This window comes from Virgibacillus necropolis (genome assembly GCF_044793635.1).
GTDB classification, from domain to species: Bacteria; Bacillota; Bacilli; order Bacillales; family Amphibacillaceae; genus Virgibacillus_F; species Virgibacillus_F necropolis_A.
In genome coordinates this window covers 580,809-603,372 of the sequence record NZ_CP084992.1, presented here as the reverse complement: position 1 = coordinate 603,372, position 22,564 = coordinate 580,809, and the positions used below count along the sequence as shown (strand labels likewise).

Annotated in this window: 17 protein-coding genes, 1 other RNA gene and 1 other annotated feature; of the genes, 15 read left to right on the top strand and 3 right to left on the bottom strand. The window is 36.6% G+C overall.

Annotated features, from left to right (window positions below; genetic code table 11):
* The first annotated feature begins 4 nt into the window (after positions 1 to 4).
* The 6 genes from secDF (at position 5) to dtd (ending at position 8,700) form a co-directional block, all read left to right on the top strand.
* The gene (gene secDF, locus LG329_RS03100; RefSeq protein WP_404453191.1) at positions 5 to 2,278 is read left to right on the top strand and encodes a protein translocase subunit SecDF; all 2,274 of its coding nucleotides are present in this window, start codon (positions 5 to 7) and stop codon (positions 2,276 to 2,278) included.
* A 102-nt stretch (positions 2,279 to 2,380) separates the two neighbouring features.
* Complete coding sequence (locus LG329_RS03095) at positions 2,381 to 2,713, top strand: lipopolysaccharide assembly LapA domain-containing protein (protein ID WP_404453188.1); 333 nt, start codon at positions 2,381 to 2,383, stop codon at positions 2,711 to 2,713.
* A gap of 74 nt (positions 2,714 to 2,787) precedes the next feature.
* Positions 2,788 to 5,124, top strand: coding sequence for a single-stranded-DNA-specific exonuclease RecJ (gene recJ / locus LG329_RS03090; protein WP_404453185.1), 2,337 nt, complete (start codon positions 2,788 to 2,790; stop codon positions 5,122 to 5,124).
* Positions 5,114 to 5,626, top strand: coding sequence for an adenine phosphoribosyltransferase (locus LG329_RS03085; RefSeq protein WP_404453183.1), 513 nt, complete (start codon positions 5,114 to 5,116; stop codon positions 5,624 to 5,626). The genes recJ and LG329_RS03085 overlap by 11 nt, the downstream gene beginning before the upstream one ends.
* Positions 5,627 to 5,860: 234 nt before the next feature.
* Positions 5,861 to 8,062: a RelA/SpoT family protein gene (locus LG329_RS03080; RefSeq protein ID WP_404453181.1), complete on the top strand. Its 2,202-nt coding sequence runs from the start codon at positions 5,861 to 5,863 to the stop codon at positions 8,060 to 8,062.
* Positions 8,063 to 8,253: 191 nt separating this feature from the next.
* Positions 8,254 to 8,700, top strand: coding sequence for a D-aminoacyl-tRNA deacylase (gene dtd, locus LG329_RS03075; RefSeq protein WP_404453179.1), 447 nt, complete (start codon positions 8,254 to 8,256; stop codon positions 8,698 to 8,700).
* Between the two features lie 49 nt (positions 8,701 to 8,749).
* Here the strand turns inward: dtd and LG329_RS03070 are convergent, their stop codons facing one another.
* Positions 8,750 to 9,808 (bottom strand): N-acetylmuramoyl-L-alanine amidase, encoded by a 1,059-nt coding sequence (locus tag LG329_RS03070; protein ID WP_404453176.1) that lies wholly within the window; start codon positions 9,806 to 9,808, stop codon positions 8,750 to 8,752.
* Positions 9,809 to 10,381: 573 nt separating this feature from the next.
* On the opposite strand from LG329_RS03070, the gene LG329_RS03065 reads away from it, so the two are divergent.
* From LG329_RS03065 to ssrS, 4 genes are all read left to right on the top strand, one after another.
* Positions 10,382 to 10,555 carry a hypothetical protein gene (locus tag LG329_RS03065; protein ID WP_404453174.1) on the top strand — a complete coding sequence of 58 codons (174 nt, stop codon included), beginning with the start codon at positions 10,382 to 10,384 and terminating at the stop codon, positions 10,553 to 10,555.
* A 71-nt stretch (positions 10,556 to 10,626) separates the two neighbouring features.
* Positions 10,627 to 10,848: a binding site (T-box leader), on the top strand.
* A 59-nt stretch (positions 10,849 to 10,907) separates the two neighbouring features.
* The gene (hisS, locus tag LG329_RS03060) at positions 10,908 to 12,197 is read left to right on the top strand and encodes a histidine--tRNA ligase (RefSeq protein ID WP_404453171.1); all 1,290 of its coding nucleotides are present in this window, start codon (positions 10,908 to 10,910) and stop codon (positions 12,195 to 12,197) included.
* The gene (gene aspS / locus LG329_RS03055) at positions 12,197 to 13,981 is read left to right on the top strand and encodes an aspartate--tRNA ligase (RefSeq protein ID WP_404453168.1); all 1,785 of its coding nucleotides are present in this window, start codon (positions 12,197 to 12,199) and stop codon (positions 13,979 to 13,981) included. The genes hisS and aspS overlap by 1 nt, the downstream gene beginning before the upstream one ends.
* Positions 13,982 to 14,087: 106 nt before the next feature.
* A non-coding RNA gene (gene ssrS / locus LG329_RS03050) (6S RNA) lies at positions 14,088 to 14,279 on the top strand.
* Between the two features lie 61 nt (positions 14,280 to 14,340).
* Here ssrS and LG329_RS03045 read toward each other — a convergent pair.
* Together LG329_RS03045 and LG329_RS03040 are read right to left on the bottom strand one after the other, a co-directional pair.
* Entirely contained in the window at positions 14,341 to 15,000 is a 660-nt protein-coding gene (locus tag LG329_RS03045; RefSeq protein ID WP_404453166.1) for an RsfA family transcriptional regulator, read from the bottom strand.
* Positions 15,001 to 15,097: 97 nt separating this feature from the next.
* A complete protein-coding gene (locus tag LG329_RS03040) occupies positions 15,098 to 16,381 on the bottom strand; it encodes a replication-associated recombination protein A (RefSeq protein ID WP_404453163.1) in 1,284 nt (427 codons plus the stop codon).
* A 342-nt stretch (positions 16,382 to 16,723) separates the two neighbouring features.
* Between LG329_RS03040 and cymR the strand changes: the two genes are divergently transcribed.
* From cymR to LG329_RS03015, 5 genes are all read left to right on the top strand, one after another.
* Entirely contained in the window at positions 16,724 to 17,143 is a 420-nt protein-coding gene (gene cymR, locus LG329_RS03035) for a cysteine metabolism transcriptional regulator CymR (protein WP_404453160.1), read from the top strand.
* 27 nt (positions 17,144 to 17,170) lie between these two features.
* A complete protein-coding gene (locus LG329_RS03030; protein WP_404453157.1) occupies positions 17,171 to 18,316 on the top strand; it encodes a cysteine desulfurase family protein in 1,146 nt (381 codons plus the stop codon).
* A 17-nt stretch (positions 18,317 to 18,333) separates the two neighbouring features.
* Entirely contained in the window at positions 18,334 to 19,446 is a 1,113-nt protein-coding gene (gene mnmA, locus LG329_RS03025; RefSeq protein WP_404453155.1) for a tRNA 2-thiouridine(34) synthase MnmA, read from the top strand.
* Between the two features lie 104 nt (positions 19,447 to 19,550).
* The gene (locus tag LG329_RS03020) at positions 19,551 to 20,210 is read left to right on the top strand and encodes a tetratricopeptide repeat protein (protein WP_404456385.1); all 660 of its coding nucleotides are present in this window, start codon (positions 19,551 to 19,553) and stop codon (positions 20,208 to 20,210) included.
* 16 nt (positions 20,211 to 20,226) lie between these two features.
* Positions 20,227 to 22,557 (top strand): ATP-dependent RecD-like DNA helicase, encoded by a 2,331-nt coding sequence (locus LG329_RS03015; RefSeq protein WP_404453152.1) that lies wholly within the window; start codon positions 20,227 to 20,229, stop codon positions 22,555 to 22,557.
* The last annotated feature ends 7 nt before the right edge of the window (positions 22,558 to 22,564 follow it).

The following is a 22,564-nucleotide window of genomic DNA, read 5'->3' as shown; positions in this document are numbered from 1 at the left end:
TTTAATGAAGAATCATCGAGGTAAAATTGTTGCCTTTTTTCTAATCGTTATATTATTCGCTGCAACGATTGGAACAACGGTAACCGGAATAACGAAAGATATTAATTTAGGTTTGGACCTTCAAGGTGGATTTGAAGTATTGTACCAGGTAGATCCTGTTGAAGAGGGAGAAGAAGTAGATCGAGAGCTACTTGAAGCAACTGTTCAAACTTTAAATGAGCGAGTTAATAGGCTTGGTATCAGCGAAGCAAACATTAACATTGAAGGTGACGACCGGATACGTGTTCAGCTAGCTGGTGTAGAGAATCAAACAGAAGCACGTGAATTGTTGTCCACATCAGCAAGATTGTCATTTCGTGATGTAAATGATAAGGAATACTTAAATGGATCTGATATACAAGGTGGAAGTGCACAACAGGATTTTGATCCGAAAACAAATGCACCAATCGTAACACTGCAATTAAAAGATGCTTCTAAATTTGGTGAGGTTACGAGCAAAATTAAACAAATGCGTAATCCAGATACACCTTATGCGGATAATCTTTTAGTTATTTGGATGGATTATCAAAAGAATGATTCTTTTGCTAAAGAAGTAAAAAAAGAAGAACCAAAATACATATCCGCTCCTCAGGTATCCAAAACATTAAATACCACAGATGTAATGATTTCCGGGGATTTTACAGTTGAATCCGCACAACGATTAGCTGATATTATTAATGCTGGTTCATTGCCCGTTAATTTGATAGAAAAATATTCAACATCAGTTGGGGCTCAATTTGGTGAACAAGCATTAAATAAAACAGTATTTGCAGGGATTATCGGAATTGGAATTATATTCCTATTTATGATAGCTTATTATCGTTTTCCTGGTCTTATTGCTACAATTAACCTGAGTATCTATATCTACTTAGTACTTGTGGTGTTTGAGTTATTGAACGGAGTATTAACTTTACCTGGGATTGCAGCATTAATTTTAGGGGTTGGTATGGCAGTAGATGCCAATGTCATAACGAATGAAAGAATTAAAGAAGAATTACGAGAAGGTAAGTCGGTTTCAGCTGCTTTCAAAGCAGGTAATCGAAACTCTTTGTCAACAATCCTTGATGCTAATATTACAACCATATTAGCTGCATCTATTTTGTTTATTTTTGGGACAAGCTCGGTTAAAGGGTTTGCGACAATGTTAATTATTAGTATTTTGGTAAGCTTTATCACAGCCGTTTATGGATCAAGAATTCTCTTGGGTTTATGGGTGAAAAGTAAATTTCTACGTAACCGCCCAGGCTGGTTTGGAGTAAAACAAAAAGATATTAAGGATATTAAAGATAAAACGGAATATGAACCGAAAATATTTAATCGAGAAGTAAATACTGTAAAGCACCGTAAAAAATTCTTTATAGCTTCAAGTATAATGGTGATTCTTGGTGCTGGTTCATTACTTTTATTCCAATTGAATCCTGGAATTGATTTTACTGCCGGATCGCGTGTACAGGTTTTAGCAGAGGACAGTATAAATATTGAAGAAGTAAAGGATGGTCTGGCCGAGTTAAACGTAGAAGCTGAGTCTGTAGTGCCATCAGGTGATAATAACGAAATTGCCGTCATTCGGTACGATACTGTATTAAAACAAGATAAAATTGCGGAAATAAAAGGTTATTTCATGGAAAAGTATGGAAATGAACCTAACGTAAGTGTTGTTTCACCAATCGTTGGTGAAGAACTAGTTAAAAATGCCCTTTATTCCGTTGGGATAGCGATTATTGGGATGATTATCTATGTTGCATTCCGATTTGAATTCTTTTTTGCAATCACCGCGATTATTGCACTCGTTCATGATGCATTTTTCGTATTAGCGATATTCAGTATATTTGGCATTGAGTTTGACGTTACAATTGTAGCGGCAATATTGACTATTGTAGGTTACTCTATTAACGATACAATCGTGACATTTGATCGAATTAGGGAAAATTTGATTAAACGAAAACGCGTGAAATCCGCAAGTGAATTGGCACTCATTGTGAACCGTAGTTTGGTGCAAACCTTCACACGTAGTATTAATACTACAGTTACAACGATGATTGCAGTTCTATCATTCTTAATCCTAGGTGCCGAGCCTATCGTTGGATTTGCTATTGCGCTAGCTGTAGGACTAATTGCAGGAACGTATTCTTCACTTTTCCTAGCTTCACAACTATGGTTAGTCTGGAGAGGTAAGATGATTAAGAAGAAGCCTGTAGTATTTGAGAAAAAGAAACGATCTGAAGGACCACAAGTTTAAAGTTCATCAGCCCTTGTTGTATTAATTGCAACAAGGGTTTTATGATTAATAATTTACAATAAAGGGTATTTTACACATATAAAGCAGTAGGAGGGATAGTTAATGAAAGGTCAAACATATGTTATATTCGCTATTATTTTTGTTATTATTGTAGCTATTTTTGCTGTAATAAATGTAGATCCTGTTGAAGTCAATTATTTATTCGGTACAGGTGAAGCACCACTGATTTTTGTTATTTTATTTTCGGTGTTAATGGGTGGTATCATAACGGCTGCTGTTGGTATTGTTAAAGTATTTCGCCTGCAACGAGAAGTCAAAGCTTTACGTAAAGAGAATGAACAATTGAAAAATTCTACAAATACAATCCCGGAAAATCAAGAAAGTTTTTCAGCTGAAGAAAAGGAAGTAATAGAGGGCACTGACAAAGATAAATAACTTTAACATCATAATCAATTCTAATTGCGACCCTTGGCTCTCTTTTGTATAATAGAAAAGTCAGGGGTGAATTTATGTTAAAAAGTAAAGCAAAATGGAATTTTATGGAAAATGATACGGATACAGCACAATGGATGGGCGATTCGCTAGGTATATCCCCTGTAATTAAAGAATTATTAGTACAACGTGGCATTAATACGTCAGAGGCTGCCACTGATTTTTTATCTCCAAATATAACAAAATTACTTATGCCAGAAGATCTATTGGGCATGGATGTAGCAAGTGAACGTGTACATAAAGCAATTGAACATAATGAAAAAATTCTCGTCTTTGGTGACTATGATGCAGATGGTGTCAGCTCGACAACGTTACTAATGTCTGCATTGCAGGAACTTGGGGCTAACTGTGATTATTATATACCGAATCGATTTACGGAAGGTTATGGTCCAAATGAACAGGCATTTTCCTATGCTAAGGATCAAGGATTTCAATTAGTTATTACAGTAGATTGTGGTATAGCCTCTGTGCAAGAGGCAAAGTATGCTGAATCTATTGGACTGGATTTAATCATTACCGATCACCATGAACCACAAGAGCAGTTACCACAAGCATTGGCTATTCTACATCCGAAGTGTTCACCCGCATATACATTTAAGGAGCTTGCGGGAGTTGGGTTAGCATTTAAATTTGCTCAAAGTTTATTAGGCTATTTTCCAGAGCATTTATTAGATTTAGTTGCAATAGGAACAATTGCAGATTTAGTTCCGCTAGTAAATGAAAATAGAATTCTAGCCTTTTTTGGTTTACAAAAATTATCTGTTACAAAAAGACCTGGTCTTAAAGCTTTAAAGAAACAATGCAAGATTGAAGGGAATGTTTCAGAGGAAGATGTAGGTTTTCTAATAGGACCGCGCATAAATGCAGTTGGTCGGTTACAGGATGCTGGATTAGCTGTTGAAATGTTAATGACACAAGATGAGGAAGAAGCAGAGCATCTTGCGGAAGTAGTACAAGACTTAAATACAGAACGACAACAAATAGTAAATGAAATTGTTAAGGAAGCTGAAACATTAGTAAATGAAAACAATGTAAAAGGTGTTACCATTGTTGCAAAAGAAGGCTGGAATGAAGGAGTCCTCGGAATTGTTGCATCAAAATTAGTCCGAAAATATGATCGTCCAGCGATCGTTCTTGCGATAAACAGTGAAAACGGTAGTGCAAAAGGGTCTGCTAGAAGTATACCAGCGTTTGATTTATTCCAAAATTGTATGCAAGTAAGAGACTATTTCACCCGTTTCGGTGGACATTCTCAAGCTGCTGGAATGACGTTGCCGATAGACAACATCTCTATGTTGCAACAAAAATTAACAGAAATGATAAATGATCAGCTTTCTGAAGAAGATTTTAAACAAGAGTTAACAATTAGCAAAACACTTTCGATTCAAGAAGTGAATGAAGAGTTAGTGAATGAAATTAATCAACTAGCTCCTTTTGGGATGGCTAACCCAAAACCAACTTTTCAGATAAAACAATTACCATCAAATGCAAGGCAAATAGGTGCGATGCAAAATCACTTGAAAATACAGTTTAAACAGGAATCCTCAGTAATTGATGGAATTGGATTTGGTTTAGGTGATAGCTTTCCTTTTATTTCCGATAAGAGCCCACTTTCTGTAGTTGGTGAAATCGGAATAAATGAATGGAATGGAAATAGAAAAGCGCAAATAGTTATACAAGATTTACTAATTGATGATCAACAGCTGTTTGACCATCGAGGAAAAAAGCAAATTGAGATTAAACCATTTTTAGACAATGCGAATAAGTATCTCGCATTAGGCAAGAATGTTGAAAACCGTCTGAAACAAGTGCCAATTAATCTTAACCAAATGACCTACAAAACGGACAAGGCGTTATTTGATTCAGTTGACACTTTATTTTTATTTGATCTTCCGGATGATCTTGATGATCTAAGTACGATTATCCAAAAAATTAACCCTGTGAATATTCATGTGTGTTTTTATTTAGAGGATAGTCAGTACTTAAAAACTTTCCCATCAAGAGCGGACTTCAAACAGTTTTATGCTTTAATCAGAAAACGTGGATATTTTGACATAAAGAAAGACCTTTATGCTTTGATGAAAAGTCAGGATTGGACAGAGGAAAGAATCAGATTTATGTTAAATGTGTTTTTTGAGTTAGAATTTGTTATTATAGAGAGTGGACTTGCTAAACCTAACCCAAGTCCTACGAAAAGAGATTTGCAGGAATCAAGGTTGTATCAACAACGTATTAAACGCAGTGATATTGAAAAAAAACTTTATTATTCCAATTATGATGATTTGAAACAATGGTTGCAGCGCTTAATAGAAGATGTAGATACTCCCAAGGAGGAGCTTACCTATGGATTATAAGAAGTATATTAAAATAGTAGAAAACTGGCCGAAAGATGGAGTTCAATTTAAAGACATTACACCATTAATGGATAACGGTACTGCTTTTAAATCGGCTGTAGATGAAATCGTGGAGTTTGCAAAAGAGAAGGAAATTGATATTGTAGTCGGACCTGAAGCAAGAGGTTTTATTATTGGCTGCCCTGTTTCCTATGCATTGGAAATTGGATTTGCTCCTGTAAGAAAAGAAGGAAAGCTACCACGTGAAGTGATAAAGGTTGATTATGGTTTAGAGTATGGGAAAAATGTTTTGACAATCCATAAAGACGCTATTAAACCGGGACAGCGTGTATTAATTACAGATGATTTGCTTGCAACTGGCGGAACAATTGAAGCTACAATTAAATTAGTAGAAGACCTGGGTGGTATTGTAGTAGGTTGTGCATTTCTAATAGAGCTTACTTATTTAGATGGTCTTAGTAAGCTAGATGGTTATGATGTGTTAACACTTATGCGTTACTAATAAAATTATGTAAAGATGCAATGGTCTGACGAAACAACCATAATTCGTCAGGCCTATTATTTATATATATAGTTGCTATCTGGAGCATATTAGTAGATTATAGGTATATAGTGAATGTTCTGGCACTATTTAAAGTATATTACTTTACATTTTTACAAAAATTTTCGATACTAATAAGATATATAATTATACTTTATAAGAATGATTATTCCCTAATTGAATTCAGGTGATCTCATGGCTAAAGATGATATTTTAACAAGTGAAGATGTTATTGAAAAAGCTCGCACGTATCTTTCAGAGGATGATGCAGCTTTTATTAAACGTGCATATGAATATGCGGAACGTGCTCATGCAGAACAGTTTCGAAAATCTGGTGAGCCGTATATCATACATCCAGTGCAAGTTGCAGGTATTCTAGTTGAACTAGAGATGGATCCTGAAACAATTGCAGGTGGATTTTTGCACGACGTTGTCGAGGACACGGATGTAACTTTAGAAGACATAGAATCGAGTTTTAATCATGAAGTAGCGATGCTAGTTGATGGCGTAACAAAGCTCGGTAAAATTAAATATAAATCAAAAGAAGCAATTCAAGCTGAAAACCATCGTAAAATGTTTGTAGCGATGGCAAAAGATATTCGCGTAATTTTAATAAAACTAGCAGATCGATTACACAATATGCGAACATTAAAGCATCTTCCACCAGAAAAACAACGAAGAAAAGCCAATGAGACATTGGAGATATTTGCGCCATTAGCCCATAGACTGGGAATTTCTACTATGAAATGGGAGCTAGAGGATATTGCGTTACGATATCTTAACCCACAACAATATTATCGTATTGTTCAGCTTATGAAACAAAAGCGGGATCAGCGAGAAACTTATATTAAAGATGTTATGGATCAAGTGAATAAACAAGTAGAAGAAGTAAATATTGATGCTGATATTTCTGGTCGGCCAAAGCATTTATATAGTATATACCGAAAAATGATGAAGCAGAATAAGCAATTTAATGAAATTTATGATTTGCTTGCAGTAAGAATCATTGTAGATAGTATTAAAGATTGTTATGCCGTATTAGGTATTATTCATACATGCTGGAAGCCAATGCCAGGTAGATTTAAGGATTACATCGCAATGCCGAAACCAAATCTCTATCAATCCTTGCATACTACTGTAATTGGTCCTAAAGGCGATCCGCTTGAAGTGCAAATACGAACCAAAGAAATGCATGAGATTTCTGAATATGGAATTGCTGCGCATTGGGCTTATAAAGAAGGTCGTCAACTAAATAAAGACAAAAAATCCTTTGAAGAAAAATTGACATGGTTCCGTGAAATTTTAGAATGGCAAAATGAGACACACGATGCTGAAGAATTTATGGAATCATTAAAGGTAGATTTATTTTCAGATATGGTTTATGTGTTTACACCAAAAGGTGATGTAATGGAGTTACCTTCTGGATCTGTGCCACTCGATTTTGCCTATCGAATTCATACCGAAATTGGAAATAAAACAATCGGGGCAAAAGTTAACGGTAAGATGGAGCCACTTGATTATAAGCTGAAAAACGGTGATATTATTGATGTAATGACTTCTAAGCATTCTTATGGTCCTTCACAGGATTGGTTGAAGGTTACACAAACATCACAAGCTAAAAATAAAATTAAACAGTTTTTTAAAAAGCAACGTCGTGAAGAAAACATTGTAAAAGGTAGAGAACTTGTTGATAAAGAAATCCGTGCATTGGGAATCGAACCCAAAGAAGCATTAACACAAGAGAATTTACAACGTATTTACGAAAAATTTAATTTTACCAATGAAGAGGATATGTATGCGGCTGTTGGTTACCAGGGAATTACCGCTGCATTGATTTCTACTCGTTTAACAGATAAGATTCGTCAAACGAAATTAAAAGAACAGGATTTGGCCCAAACATTAGAAGAAGTAAAAACAGAAGTAAAAGATAAAAAGACACACAAACGGGATTCAGGTGTAAAGGTTGCGGGAGTGGACAATTTATTAGTGCGCTTGTCAAAATGTTGTAATCCTGTCCCAGGTGATGACATCGTTGGTTATATTACTAAAGGCCGCGGGGTTTCTGTGCACAGAGCGGATTGTCCTAACGTACAAACTGAGGATGCGAAACAACGCTTTTTACATGTTGAATGGGAAACAAATCATACAGATAAAAAACAATACCATGTAGACTTAGAAATCTCTGGATATGACCGCCGTGGACTACTAAATGAGGTCTTACAAGCTGTAAATGAAACAAAAACAAATATTACGCAAGTTACTGGTCGTTCAGATAGAAACAAAATGGCCGTAATTCATATAACTATACTCATTCATGATACGAATCATTTAAGAAAAATAGTTGAACGGATTAAACAAATTAAAGAAGTTTATACAGTAACAAGAACAGTACAGTAAAAAGAAAAGTGCAGGCGACTGTTCAGCGACGTACAAATAGGTAGGAATGTGAAAGTACGTCGAACTATACGTACCTTTCAACAGGACTACCTATTTGCTAGTCGCTAGGAGCCGGAGCTGGACAGAAAAGAAAAGTGCAGGCGACTGTTCAGCAAGGTACAAATAGCTAGACAGTTAAAGGAGTTAAGTTTATGAAAGCAGTCATCCAGCGCGCCATTAATGCTAGTGTAACAATTGATGGCGATGTGGTAGGACAGATTGACAATGGAATAGTTATGCTATTAGGTGTTACGCATGACGATACGGTAGAGGATGCTACCTATATTGTTAATAAGGTAGTAAATCTACGTATTTTTGAGGATGCAGATCAAAAAATGAATTTGTCTCTTAAAGATGTAAATGGTGAAGTTTTATCTATTTCCCAATTCACACTGTATGGTAACGTTCAAAAAGGTAGACGTCCAAGTTTTGTCAATGCAGCAAAGCCAGATCATGCAACTGAGTTGTATGAAGCCACAAATCAGTTGATCAGAGGACAAGGCGTACCTGTTGAAACAGGTAAATTTGGCGAAATGATGAATGTTCAATTAACTAATGTAGGACCAGCAACATTTATACTAGATAGCAAGGAAAAATAATAAAAAAACGATCCATTCGTGCATCAAAAACACGAACGGATCGTTTTTTTTAGTTATTCCCAAAATACTTGAGCAAACCGTTAACCATGCCTTGTACTAATTTCTTTTGATAGGCATTTGTTTGGAGGAGTTGTTCCATTTCCTGATTGGATATAAAGCCCAGTTCCACTAATATTGCTGGTTTAAACGTTTGTCTGATAACATAAAAGTCGCCATATGCAATTCCACGATCATCTGCTCCGGTTTCTTTAATCAATTCTTTTTGTACGTATGATGCAAGATCTTTGTTCTGACCGTGGTAGTAATACGTTCCAATTCCAGTTACATTTGGTAAAGCAGGTGTGCTGTTATAATGAATACTAATAAATGCATCAGCAGCGATATTTGCATAGCTTGACCGACTTCCTAGTGAAATAAATTCATCTTTTGGTCGGGTTAATAAAACGTTTGCACCTAAAACAGTTAATTCTTGTTTCAGTTCCAAAGAAGTTTTGTACGCATAGTCTTTTTCATAAGTACCACTTGCGCCAATCGCACCAACATCACGGCCTCCATGCCCGGCATCAATCACGATTGTTTTGTTTTCAATTCCTCTAGATACTGTATCTGCAGCATCTTTTACGAATTGCTTCTTTAAAAACCCTTTCAAATCCTCATGTTTAACTTCATACCAATCTTCAGTTTCACCCAAAACATCAAAAGATGTACCTTTTTTAGCAAAACCAACGATTTCATATTCTGTTGAAGGACCACTTCTTAAATGTGTATTTTCATATGGGATGGTTATTTCGTCGATTGACGATTGTTTAGAAGCTTGGTCTGCTTCGTTGTTCGAAGTTTTTTCTTTTTGGACTGTTATGTACTCTGTCGTTATCCATCCTGTCATTGAATCTAACTGAATTTCAACCCAATTATCTTGGCGTTGCAGGATTGGATACGTTTCATTTACATGTACCTCTGTAATTTCATCATAAGTCTGTCCAGGTCCACTTCTAACGTTTAGGATTTCTGTATTGATAACCGCTTCTTCTGCTTTCACAGGGTTCGTCATAGCGGTTAATACCAACAATAAGCTTGTACAAATCCCGAATATTTTCAACGTGCGCAATTTCCATTTCCCCCTTAAATAAATTCGCAATCGCCCCATCTTTAATAAAGGCTCTTTTCGTACGCATTGTTGCTTTTCATCATCATAGTTGATATAAACTGTTTCATAGCATACCGCTCCGGAAATACACTACGCGCACCTTAGGGCTCGCGCTGAGCCTCCTCGCGAGCAAAAACCGCTCACTGCGGGGTCTCATCGTCATCGCTGTTTCCGCAGGAGTCTCCGTGTATTTCCTCCGCTAACATGGTGTCTGGAAGCAGTACTATATAGCCCCTTTCACTATTAGGGCAGTTGATTTTCGCTGCGGACATGTTGACTCCTGCGGAAACAGCACGAGTCTGAAGACCCCATAGCGGAAATCAACCAGTAGGTAAGTCGCGGTCATATCTATTCTCTCAAAAGCAACAATCTTTACGAAAACAGCCTTAATAAATAATTTCGTGGTTTATCATATTGATTTCTCGAGAGGCACTTTACTTTTCTTTAGTAAAAAAATAAAACGCATATGTATCTTTTTTATTTTAATAGAAATAATGAATTTAGGCAAAGATAGATGTACTGGAGGTAATAAAAATGCGAATAAATGACATGCAGCATAAGGCTTCAAATAGTAAGGATATTCTTGATATTAATTTACATCGGTTTATGGAACTAGATGATCATGCTAATCATATGGAAATAGCTATGGAACTCGGGATTTCATTAGGGGAAGTAAAACAATTAAAGAAAAAGATAAGTCGTGCTTGACATTGCAGCTGGTTGGGATTAATATTATAATCATTCTATAATGATTCGACAGTTATCAAATAATAAATACATAATACCCGTTTGAGGGAAAAAGTAGTTAAGTATTAGATGTATAGAGAGGAAATGTCGTCGGCTGCAAGCATTTTCACATACTAACTTAATGAAAGACATTCCTTAGGATCTTAATTGAATTCAATGTAGGTTAAGACGTTTTGCAGGCGTTAACTGTGAAGAGTGGATGCTAGATATTGCATCAACTAGGGTGGCAACGCGGGTAAACTCTCGTCCCTTTTTTATATTGGGATGGGAGTTTTTTTATGTTTTTTTACTGATACTAAAGGAGGAAAAACCAATGAACATTCAAGCCCCACGAGGTACCGTGGATATTTTACCTGAAACTGCTAAAAAATGGCAATATATGGAGAGCGTTATAAAAAATGTGTGTGACAGATTTCATTTTAGCGAAATTCGTACCCCGTTATTCGAGCACACGGAGTTATTTCAACGAGGTGTAGGGGATTCAACAGATATTGTTCAAAAAGAGATGTATACATTTGAAGATCGTGGTGGTAGAAGCCTAACTTTACGGCCAGAAGGAACTGCTTCAGTTGTTCGAGCTTTTGTTGAAAACAAGTTATTTGGTTCCCCAATTCAGCCAGTGAAACTTTATTACTTTGGGCAGATGTTCCGTTATGAGCGTCCTCAAAAAGGTAGAATGCGTCAATTAAACCAATTTGGTGTAGAGGCAATGGGCAGCGCAGACCCTGCTGTAGATGCTGAAGTAATTGATTTGGCGATGACATGCTATAAAGAGCTTGGATTAAAATCACTGAAGCTTGTTATTAACAGCTTAGGTGATAATGAAAGTCGAAATAATTATCGGGAGGCATTAGTTCAGCACTTTACACCGCATAAAGATGAATTGTGTAACGATTGTCAATCACGTTTGACTCAAAATCCTTTACGAATATTAGATTGCAAAAAAGACAGTGAACATCCTGCAATGAAAACAGCACCATCCATGGTAGATTATTTAAATGAGGAATCTAGTTCCTATTTTGAACAAGTTAAGACCTATTTAGATTTGATGAATATTCCATATACAGTAGATAAAAGTTTAGTTCGAGGATTAGATTATTATAATCACACGGCATTTGAAATTATGAGTGAAGCCGAGGGGTTTGGTTCAATCACTACGTTAGCTGGTGGTGGCCGATATAATGGTCTTGTAGAAGATTTAGGCGGTCCAAACACACCTGGTATTGGATTTGGAATGGGAATAGAAAGATTGTTAATGGCACTGGAAGCTGAAAATGTTACATTACCTGTTGATGATCAACTAGATTGTTTTTTAGTGGCATTCGGTGATAATGCAGAATCAGAATCCGTTCGTCTTGTACACACATTACGTGAAAATGGAATTCAGGTGGATCGTGATTATCAAGGTCGTAAAATGAAAGGTCAATTTAAAGCTGCAGATCGTGTAAACGCAAGGGTTGTCCTTGTGTTAGGTGATCAGGAAATAGAAAACCAAGAAATCAATGTAAAAGATATGAAAACAGGTAACCAAACCAAGGTTGCTATTTCAGATATAGTATCTTACATGCAAACTGTAACGAAACAAGAGGGAGGTATTTCATAATGGAAAAAGAAACGCGGATTTTAGCGGGGACATTAAGTTCAGACCATATTGATCAGGAAGTATTACTTAAAGGATGGGTACAAAAAAGACGTGATTTAGGTGGATTGATTTTTATAGACCTGCGTGATAAATCAGGAATCGTTCAAATCGTGTTCAATCCTACCGTTTCCAAAGAGGCGCTTGAAATAGCTGAGTCTGTGAGAAGCGAGTATGTAGTTGAAGTAAAAGGGCATGTTGTTAAACGGGATTCTAGTACAATTAATGAATTAATGAAAACAGGCGCAATTGAGGTATTTGTTAATTCTATTGAAATATTAAATAAGTCAAAAAACCCTCCGTTTCTTATACAAGATGAGACTGATGTTGCAGAGGATTTACGATTAAAATACCGGTATATGGATTTACGAAGAAGCCCATTGCAGGAAACATTTAAACTACGTCATCGTACAACACAGGTAATCCGCAATTTCTTGAATGACAATGAGTTCCTGGAAATGGAAACACCTATTTTAACAAAAAGCACACCAGAGGGAGCGCGGGACTATTTAGTACCTAGTCGCGTGCATGCAGGAGAATTCTATGCATTACCACAATCACCACAATTGTTTAAGCAATTGATCATGGTTTCAGGTTTTGAGAAGTATTATCAAATTGCACGATGCTTCCGAGATGAAGATTTGCGTGCAGACCGTCAGCCAGAATTCACACAAATTGATATTGAAACTTCATTCATGTCCAGTGATGAAATTATGAAGATGACAGAAAACATGATGCAAAATGTAATGACTGAGGTAAAAGGTATAGAGCTAGCCTTGCCATTGCCACGTATGAAATATCAGGAAGCAATGGACCGCTATGGCTCAGATAAACCGGATACTCGTTTTGAAATGGAACTTATCCATATATCTGATAGTGTAAAAGATTCTTCCTTTAAAGTTTTCCAAAGTGCAGTGAGTAATGGAGGTAAGGTTGCGCTAATAAACGCCAAAAATCAAGCATCCAATTATTCACGAAAAGATATTGATAAGCTTACGGATTTTGTTAAGGTTTATGGGGCTAAGGGTCTTGCTTGGTTAAAAGTGGAAGGCGACGAGCTGAAAGGGCCTATTTCAAAGTTTTTAACAGAGGAAGAAGTATCTGCGATAAGTAGTAAGGCAGATGTTAATGATGGGGATTTACTTCTTTTTGTTGCGGATAAATCATCCGTTGTATACGACAGTCTTGGAGCACTTCGTCTAAAACTGGCTAAAGAAATGAATCTTATCGATGAGAGCAAATTTAACTTCTTATGGGTAACAGACTGGCCTTTATTGGAATATGATGAGGATGCAGGCAGATATCATGCTGCACATCATCCATTTACGATGCCAATGGATGAAGATGTTAGTAAATTATCAACAGATCCTGCAAATGTTCGAGCAAAAGCATATGACTTAGTTTTAAATGGTTATGAGCTCGGTGGTGGATCATTACGAATTTATCAACGTGAACAACAAGATAAAATGTTTGAAGTACTAGGCTTTACTCCTGAACAAGCTCAGGAACAGTTTGGCTTTCTGTTAGAAGCATTAGAGTACGGAGCACCACCACACGGGGGAATTGCTCTTGGATTGGATAGAATTATTATGTTGTTAGCGGGTAGGTCTAACCTTCGTGACACAATCCTATTTCCAAAGACAGCGTCTGCTTCGGATCCATTAACAGATGCACCAAGTGAAGTAGCAACTAACCAACTAGACGAACTTTCTATTCAATTAAATAAAAAAAATAACAAAAAAGCGTAAATGTAAAAAGTCTGAAATGAATGTAATGTAATTTTCACAATTATCTATATTGAAAAAATAATTATACTGTGTTATGATTATCTTACACATTAAATAAGTGATGCATTTAATCCTGATGTGTTTGTCTATAAAACGTTTTGACCGAACATTTTTATACTTGGGAGCCCGATCGTTTCTGTGTTGCGTGCAAGCCTTTTACTTACTTAGCAAGAGGAAGCATAATATGTATAGAACAAGGCACCCACCTGCTGCGAGCGGGATCAAAACAAAAGAAGTAGACGGCACAATCGGGATTAATTGTATACATAGAAGAAAAGGCTGGCACAAAACGTACTATACGTTTTGTGCCAGCCTTTTCTTTAATTATTTGTACCATCTGCGACTTGCTGCAAGTTCCCGTTTTTGTCCATTCGAAATGCGGGTGTTTTCATTGGACCCTGGTCGTCTAATACAGTCATCTTTCGTGCGCGTTCCATAATTTGTACGAAAACCTGATAGTCTTCTTGAATGGTGCTTAATTGTTTTTCGGTAACAGTTAATTTCTTTTCCAATTCACTTACATGATTTCTTAATCCTTGATTCTCTGTTTCTAGTCGTTCAAGGGAAGCTTTTGATTGATTGGAAGTTTGATTTTCCTTTTTTACCTGCTTTAAATATCCGATAACCATGTCCATTGATATAACGGACTCTGTTGGTTGTGTGACTGTGTTTACTTCATTTGTTTGTTTAACCTTTTGTTCTACTTGGTTTACCGGTTGGTTTTGTGATTGAACAGCTACAGCCACTGCTCTCTTTTTCTCTTTACGCTGTCTTTTTGCAAGATCAATAGCATGGTCATATTTATTTCTTACTTCAGCATTCCATCTAAACCCACACGCTGCAGAAGTTCGATTTAAGTGATCACCAACTTCTTCAAATGCATTTAATTGAGTGCTACCTTCGCGTATATGACGTAAAACAGTTTCTGCTAAAAGTAAATCATCTTCATGAGACCAAGCATCCTGTCTAACTTTAACCACTATGTTCAGCTCCTTTTACTACGGCAACTAGTATTATTTATTGCACATCGTTATGTGTTAACTAGTTTTACCGTATGTAAAAAGAAATATACCTATCTCACTTGCTATTATTTTTATCTTGTTTAATTTTTTCATATACTTGTTTCATAGCTTGCTCAAATTTACCTGTTTTCTTAGGTTTATAGTATTCTCTTTTCCGTATAGTTTCAGGAAGGTATTCTTGATTCACCCAATTATTTTCGTAATTGTGAGGGTATTTATATTCAACACCCCTACCCAAGCTTTTGGCCCCACTATAGTGAGAGTCTTTAAGGTGAATGGGGATATCACCACTTTTTCCACTTCTAATATCGGCTAATGCTGCATCAAGCGCCTTGTACGCCGTATTTGATTTAGGCGATAGGCAAAGTTCAACAATAACCACAGATAACGGTATCCGTGCCTCCGGAAACCCAAGACGTTCAGCTGCTTGCACTGCAGCTAATGCACGAGGACCAGCTTGTGGATTGGCGACTCCGATATCTTCATATGCACAAACTATCATTCGCCTTGCTATGCTATCCAGATCTCCGGCTTCGATTAATCTGCCTAAATAGTGTAATGCTGCATTGACATCACTTCCACGAATAGATTTTTGGAATGCGGACAATACATCATAATGCGCATCACCATTTTTGTCATGTGAAAAACTTTTCTTTTGCATACATTCTTCTGCAACGTTAAGCGTGATGTTGACCTCGTTTTGATTATCCTTTGGGGTAGAAAATACCGCCAGTTCCAGTCCATTTAAAGCTGAGCGTAAGTCCCCATTCGCAGCATGTGAAAACTGTTCTAATGCATCATCAGTTAGGTTTACATTGTATTTTCCTAAACCTTTGTCCTCATCTTTTATCGCTCTTTCTATTGCAATCTTAATGTCCGGGGGAGTTAATGCATGTAGCTCAAATAAATGACATCTACTTCTGATAGCCGGATTAATAGAATGATAAGGATTACTTGTCGTACATCCAATTAATGTGATTAAATCACTTTCTAAGTAAGGCAATAAGAAATCTTGTTTTGCTTTGTCCAGACGATGAACCTCGTCAAGGACTAGGACTACTTGACCAATCATTTTTGCTTCTTCTACTACAATTTCCATATCCTTTTTCTTATCTACAACTGCATTTAGCATTTTGACAGGTATATTTAGACTTTTTCCTAATGCGACAGCCATTGAGGTTTTACCAGTCCCAGGTGGGCCATATAAAATCATGGATGCTAATCTTTCTGCATGGATCATTCGATTTACTATTTTCCCATCGCCTACTATGTGTTCTTGCCCAATTATTTCGTTTATGTGTGTAGGTCTCATGCGATACGCTAATGGTTTCTGTTTCATAATTACCATCCTCTTGTCTGAAATTTACGTTGAATGCAACTTATTCACTATTCATGCTATAATATCATGAGTCAATAACTTCTTGTAATAAGACAAACTAGAATAATTTATTTTCTACCTATAAAAGTAGTATCATTTAGTTGTCTAGCTTCAGCGCCTACCCCCTCTGGCCCACCGGACGTGGGTTAGTTCGATGTTGGCACAGGACGTGCCGGTTTTAATCGAACTTCCTTATCAATCCTCTTTGTGACAAGAAACCGTCACATAGAGGCTCGTCTTAAGCTTGTCGGGGGTGGACAAGGCGCTTACGCTTTTCTTATAATATAAACAGAGGTGTAAAGTATGAAGATTTCTACAAAAGGACGATACGGACTTACCATTATGATTGAACTCGCTAAACATTATGGAAAGGGACCAGTATCACTTAAATCAATAGCACGTGAGAAAGATTTATCTGAGCATTATTTGGAACAATTAGCATCTCCACTAAGAAACGCTCGTTTAGTTAAAAGTGTCCGTGGAGCTTACGGTGGTTATATGCTAGCCGACGAGCCAAAAGCTATCACAGCAGGGGATATTATTAGAGTTCTCGAAGGCCCGATTACGCCGGTTGAAGGTATCGAAGAGGAAGATGCTGCTAAACAGGCATTGTGGCTGCGTATTCGAGATGCGGTAAAAGATGTATTAGATACGACTACATTGGAAGATCTAGTTCAACATGATGATGACCAGCATCAAGAATCATACATGTTCTATATTTAGAAAGTTGATAGGAAGGAAATGTTTAACATGAATCACATATATTTGGATCATGCTGCTACAACTCCGATGGCCCAAGAAGTGATAGAAGCAATGATTCCAATTTATTCTGAGGTTTTTGGAAATCCATCAAGCGTGCATGCATTTGGCAGAAAAGCAAGGCACATGATGGATCAGGCAAGAATTGTATTTGCTAAAAGTATTCATGCCGATGAAAAAGAAATTTTTATTACAAGTGGGGGTACTGAGGCCGATAACCTGGCACTTATCGGAACTGCTCTAGCGAATAAACAAAAAGGTAATCACATCATTACAACGGCGCAGGAGCATCATGCAATTCTCCATGCAGCAGAGCATTTAGAGGAAACAGGCTTTGAGGTTACGTATTTACCTGTGTATGAAGATGGAAAAATAGCTTTACAAGATTTGCAGAATGCATTAACAGATCAAACAACTGTTGTATCGATTATGACAGTTAATAATGAAACTGGAATAATTCAACCGATTCATGAAATTGGTGAGCTTATAAAAGATCATCAGGCTTATTTCCATACCGATGCTGTACAAGCATATAGTCAATTAACAATCGATGTAAAAAAAGATAATATTGATTTGTTGACCGTAAGTTCGCATAAAATTAATGGACCTAAAGGCATTGGGTTTTTATATATAAAGAAGAATGTGCAAATTAATGCATTACAATTTGGTGGGGAACAAGAACGAAAACAACGTCCAGGTACAGAAAATGTGGTTAGTGTAGTTGGCTTTCAACATGCAGTTCAACTGTTGACAGATCAAATGGATGAACGAATAGAAACATATACAGACTATAAAAAAACATTTTTAGAAACATTAGAACAAGCTGAAGTTAATTTTGAATTAAATGGGGATCGGGAAAATGCCGTTCCTTCCATTATCAATATTAGTTTTCCAGATACAGATGTTGAGCAGTTATTAACGAACTTTGATTTGTCCGGAATAGCGGCATCAAGTGGTAGTGCTTGTACGGCCGGGTCTGTTGAGCCTTCACATGTACTAAGTGCGATGTACGGTTCGGAAAGTGTACGAACAACTAATTCAATTCGATTTAGCTTTGGCCTTCATAATAAAAAAGAGGATATTGTGGATGCGGCAGAACGTGTTGCTTCCATTGTTAAGCGATTAACCTCTAGATAAACAGGTGGTGAAACATAATGGAAAATAATAAAGATATACGCGTAGTCGTAGGAATGAGCGGGGGAGTCGACTCTTCTGTAGCTGCCCTATTACTTAAAGAACAAGGGTACGATGTTGTAGGGATTTTCATGAAAAACTGGGATGACACAGACGAAAATGGTTTCTGTACGGCAACAGAAGATTTTGATGATGTTGTACGGGTCTGTAATCAAATTGGTATTCCTTATTATGCTGTTAATTTTGAAAAACAATATTGGGATAAAGTATTTACTTATTTCCTAGACGAATATAAAGCCGGGCGAACGCCGAATCCGGATGTAATGTGTAACAAAGAGATTAAATTTAAAGCATTTTTAGATCATGCAATATCTCTTGGTGCTGATTATTTAGCAACAGGACATTATGCACAAGTAAGGCAGCATAATGGTGAGTATGAAATGCTTCGTGGTGTCGATGATAATAAAGATCAAACATACTTTTTAAATCAACTCACACAGGGTGTTTTAGAAAAGGTTATGTTTCCTTTAGGTCATCTGCCCAAAAAAGAAGTAAGGGAAATTGCAGCTGAACATGGTCTGGCAACTGCTACAAAGAAAGATAGCACTGGCATTTGCTTTATTGGAGAACGTAATTTCAAAGAATTTTTGAGTGAGTACCTGCCAGCTCAACCAGGCAAAATGAAAACATTACAAAATGAAGTAAAAGGTAACCACGAAGGTCTGATGTATTACACTATTGGACAACGTCAAGGTCTAGGAATTGGTGGTTCCGGTGATGCGTGGTTTGTTGTAGGTAAAAATTTAAAGGATAATGTTTTGTATGTGGAACAAGGATCAACAAATGAACATTTATATTCGGATAGTTTAATAGCAACAGATCTGAATTGGATCACAACGAAAGATCTTGGTAAATCGTTTACTTGTACTGCAAAGTTCCGCTATCGTCAAAAAGATAGTGAAGTGACAGTATCTATATTGGACAATGGCACCGTTCACGTTAACTTTCATGATAGACAACGTTCGATTACTCCAGGACAAGCTGTTGTATTTTACGATGGAGAGAAATGCCTTGGCGGAGGTACAATTGACCAAGTGATTAAAAACGATCAACGAATTAGCTATGTCGGTTAGTTCGTATTATTACAAAAGGATCCCTGTTCCATTAAACAAATGGAGCTGGATCCTTTTACTTACATAAATAATTATAGAAATGTGTGGTGTTGGAATTGGATAAAATGCAACAAGCAATTGAATTTATGCAAGAAAAGAAATTTGAAGAGTCTGCGAAGCTTTTCACGGAGATTATTGAGGAACAACCTGAAGATCCAGTTGGTTATATTAATTTTGGGAATTTATTGATGCACCTTCATGAATTACCACGGGCACAACGTTTTTTTGAAAAAGCAATTGAGTTAGATGAACATGCTGCAACAGCTTATTATGGTCTTGGTAATGTTTTTTTAGAAGAGTCTGTATTTGGTAAAGCACAGGAAAACTTCCAAAAGGCAATTGAGCTAGGTTTGGAAGAAGGTGATGTATACTACATGCTTGGTATGACATTGCAAAATCAGGAACAAATGAAGCTTTCACTGCCATATCTTCTGCGAGCGACAGAACTTGAGCCAAATGATGATGAAATTGCTTTCCAATATGGCCTGGCACTGGCCCAAAGTGATCATTTAAACGAGTCGAAAACTGTATTTGAAAAAGTATTAAAACTTAATGATGAGCATAGTGATGCACATTATAATTTAGGCGTTATTGCTTTATATAATGATCAAACGGATAAAGCTATGACACATTTTGATACGGCATTGTCGATTCAACCCGATCATGTGCTTGCAGCAAATGGTAAAGAGCAAACACAAAAATTAATTGACGAAAACAAAGAGTAAGAGTGAGGTTGTTTTGATGACAAACGTTGAGCAATCGAGGGAACTTGAAATACAAAAATATATTAAAGGGGAGCTTCTGTACACAATTTTTCATAATGCTACAGAGCATTTTTCGATTGCAAAAATAAAAGTAATTGATACGAATGAAGAGCTACAGGATAAAGAAGTTGTTGTGAAGGGTTACTTTTCCAACCTTCAAGAAGCAAAGGATTATATCTTTTATGGTCAAATGGAACGACATAATAAGTTTGGTCTCCAATATCAAGTTACTTCTTATGAATCGAATATACCAGATACTAAGGACGGTTTAATTGCTTATTTGTCGAGCGATTTATTTTACGGAATAGGCAAAAAAACAGCTAGTAAAATAATTGAACATCTAGGTGAAAATGCTATCTCACAAATATTAATTAATCCAGATGTTTTAAACGATGTTCAAGGATTGAAACCAGACAAAGCTGAGCACTTAGTAAAAACATTACAAGAAAATGAAGGATTTGAGCATGTGGTTGTACGTTTATCTAAGTTTGGGATTGGATTAAAGCTTGCTCAGAAGATATATCAGGTTTATAAGGATGAATCGATAGACGTTCTTCAAAAAGACCCTTATCAATATGTATTTGATGTAGAGGGTTTCGGATTCCAAAAAGCCGATGAAATTGCCGGCATAAATGGACTATCACTAACACATCCCAACCGGATAGGTGCTGGGTGCATATATGTCATGCAAAAAAGTGTACAGGATGGCCATGTATATTTACCTGTCCCCGAATGTATAACACGCGTAATTCAGTTATTAGGAAAAACAAGTACTGCGTTAGATGAGGATACCGTCAAAAATCGATTGGAATCATTAAATACAGATAAAACAATGATTATTCAAAATGGGAACGTCTATTTACCTTCTTTGTATTATGCAGAGGATGGCTTTGCTTCGCATGTGAAGCGGTTAATTACGAAGCCTATCGAACACGAGACTCCGTTAGCAGAGATGATGAAAATTATTGGCGATATTGAAGAAGCGGAAACATTAAGCTATGGGAAAGAACAATTCAATGCTATTAATCAAGCATTACATTCCAAATTAATGATTGTCACAGGTGGACCTGGAACAGGGAAAACTACAGTAATAAAAGGTATTGTTGATGCTTATGCAGCTATTCATGATGTTTCTATTGATCCAAAAGATTATGATAATCAATCTGAGTATCCCTTTGTTTTAACGGCACCAACCGGCCGTGCGGCAAAACGCTTAAATGAATCAACTGGACTTCCTGCAGTTACCATCCATCGATTACTAGGTTGGGATGGAAATAGTGGATTTGATAAAGATCAAAACGAGCCATTGTCAGGAAAGTTCATAATCGTCGATGAATTTTCAATGGTAGATATTTGGCTTGCTAATAGTCTGTTAAAAGCAATTCCAGATGACATGCAAGTCTTACTAGTTGGTGATGAGGATCAGTTGCCTTCCGTTGGGCCAGGACAGGTTCTCTCTGACTTATTAGCGAGTCACTCCATTCCACTAGTAAGTCTAAGTGAGGTATATAGACAAAAAGAAGGGTCTAAGATAATTCAACTAGCCCATATTATAAAAAACAATGAATGTACGACAGAGACCCTCCAAAATGATAAGGACTTTAGCTTTCTTAAATGTAATGAATTCCATATGATTGATGTAATTTCAAAAGTATTTTCCCATGCAGCTAATAAAGGTATTGATCTAAAGGATATTCAGGTATTAGCGCCAATGTATCGCTCGCAAGCCGGGATTACGATTATTAATAAAACACTTCAAACAATTGTAAATCCAAAAACCAAAGGCAGACGGGAAGTGAAAGTATACGATACAATTTTCCGGGTTGGAGATAAAGTGCTCCAATTGGTCAATCAGCCTGAAGATGGCGTTTCAAATGGGGATATTGGAGAAATTGTTGCAATCTTTTTTGAGGATGAAAATAAAGAAAATGTTGAGCAAATTGTTGTAACATTTGAGGGAAAAGATGTTGTGTATGAGAAAAAGGATTATACAAACATCATGCATGCTTATTGTATTTCCATCCATAAATCACAAGGAAGTGAGTTTCCAATTGTCTTGTTGCCAGTTGTGTCCACATACCGTCGAATGCTACGTAAAAATTTATTATATACAGCCATTACGAGAAGCAAACAATCTTTAATCATATGCGGGGAAGTACAAGCATTTTTACAAGGTGTAAATACAATGGATACAAACAAACGATACACCAGTCTAGTAAGGCAATTACACGACCGATTACCGAATGAAATAGAAAAAGAAAAGGAAGGCATTACTGAAGAGGAAATTTCTCCGTATGATTTTATGTAAAATATGT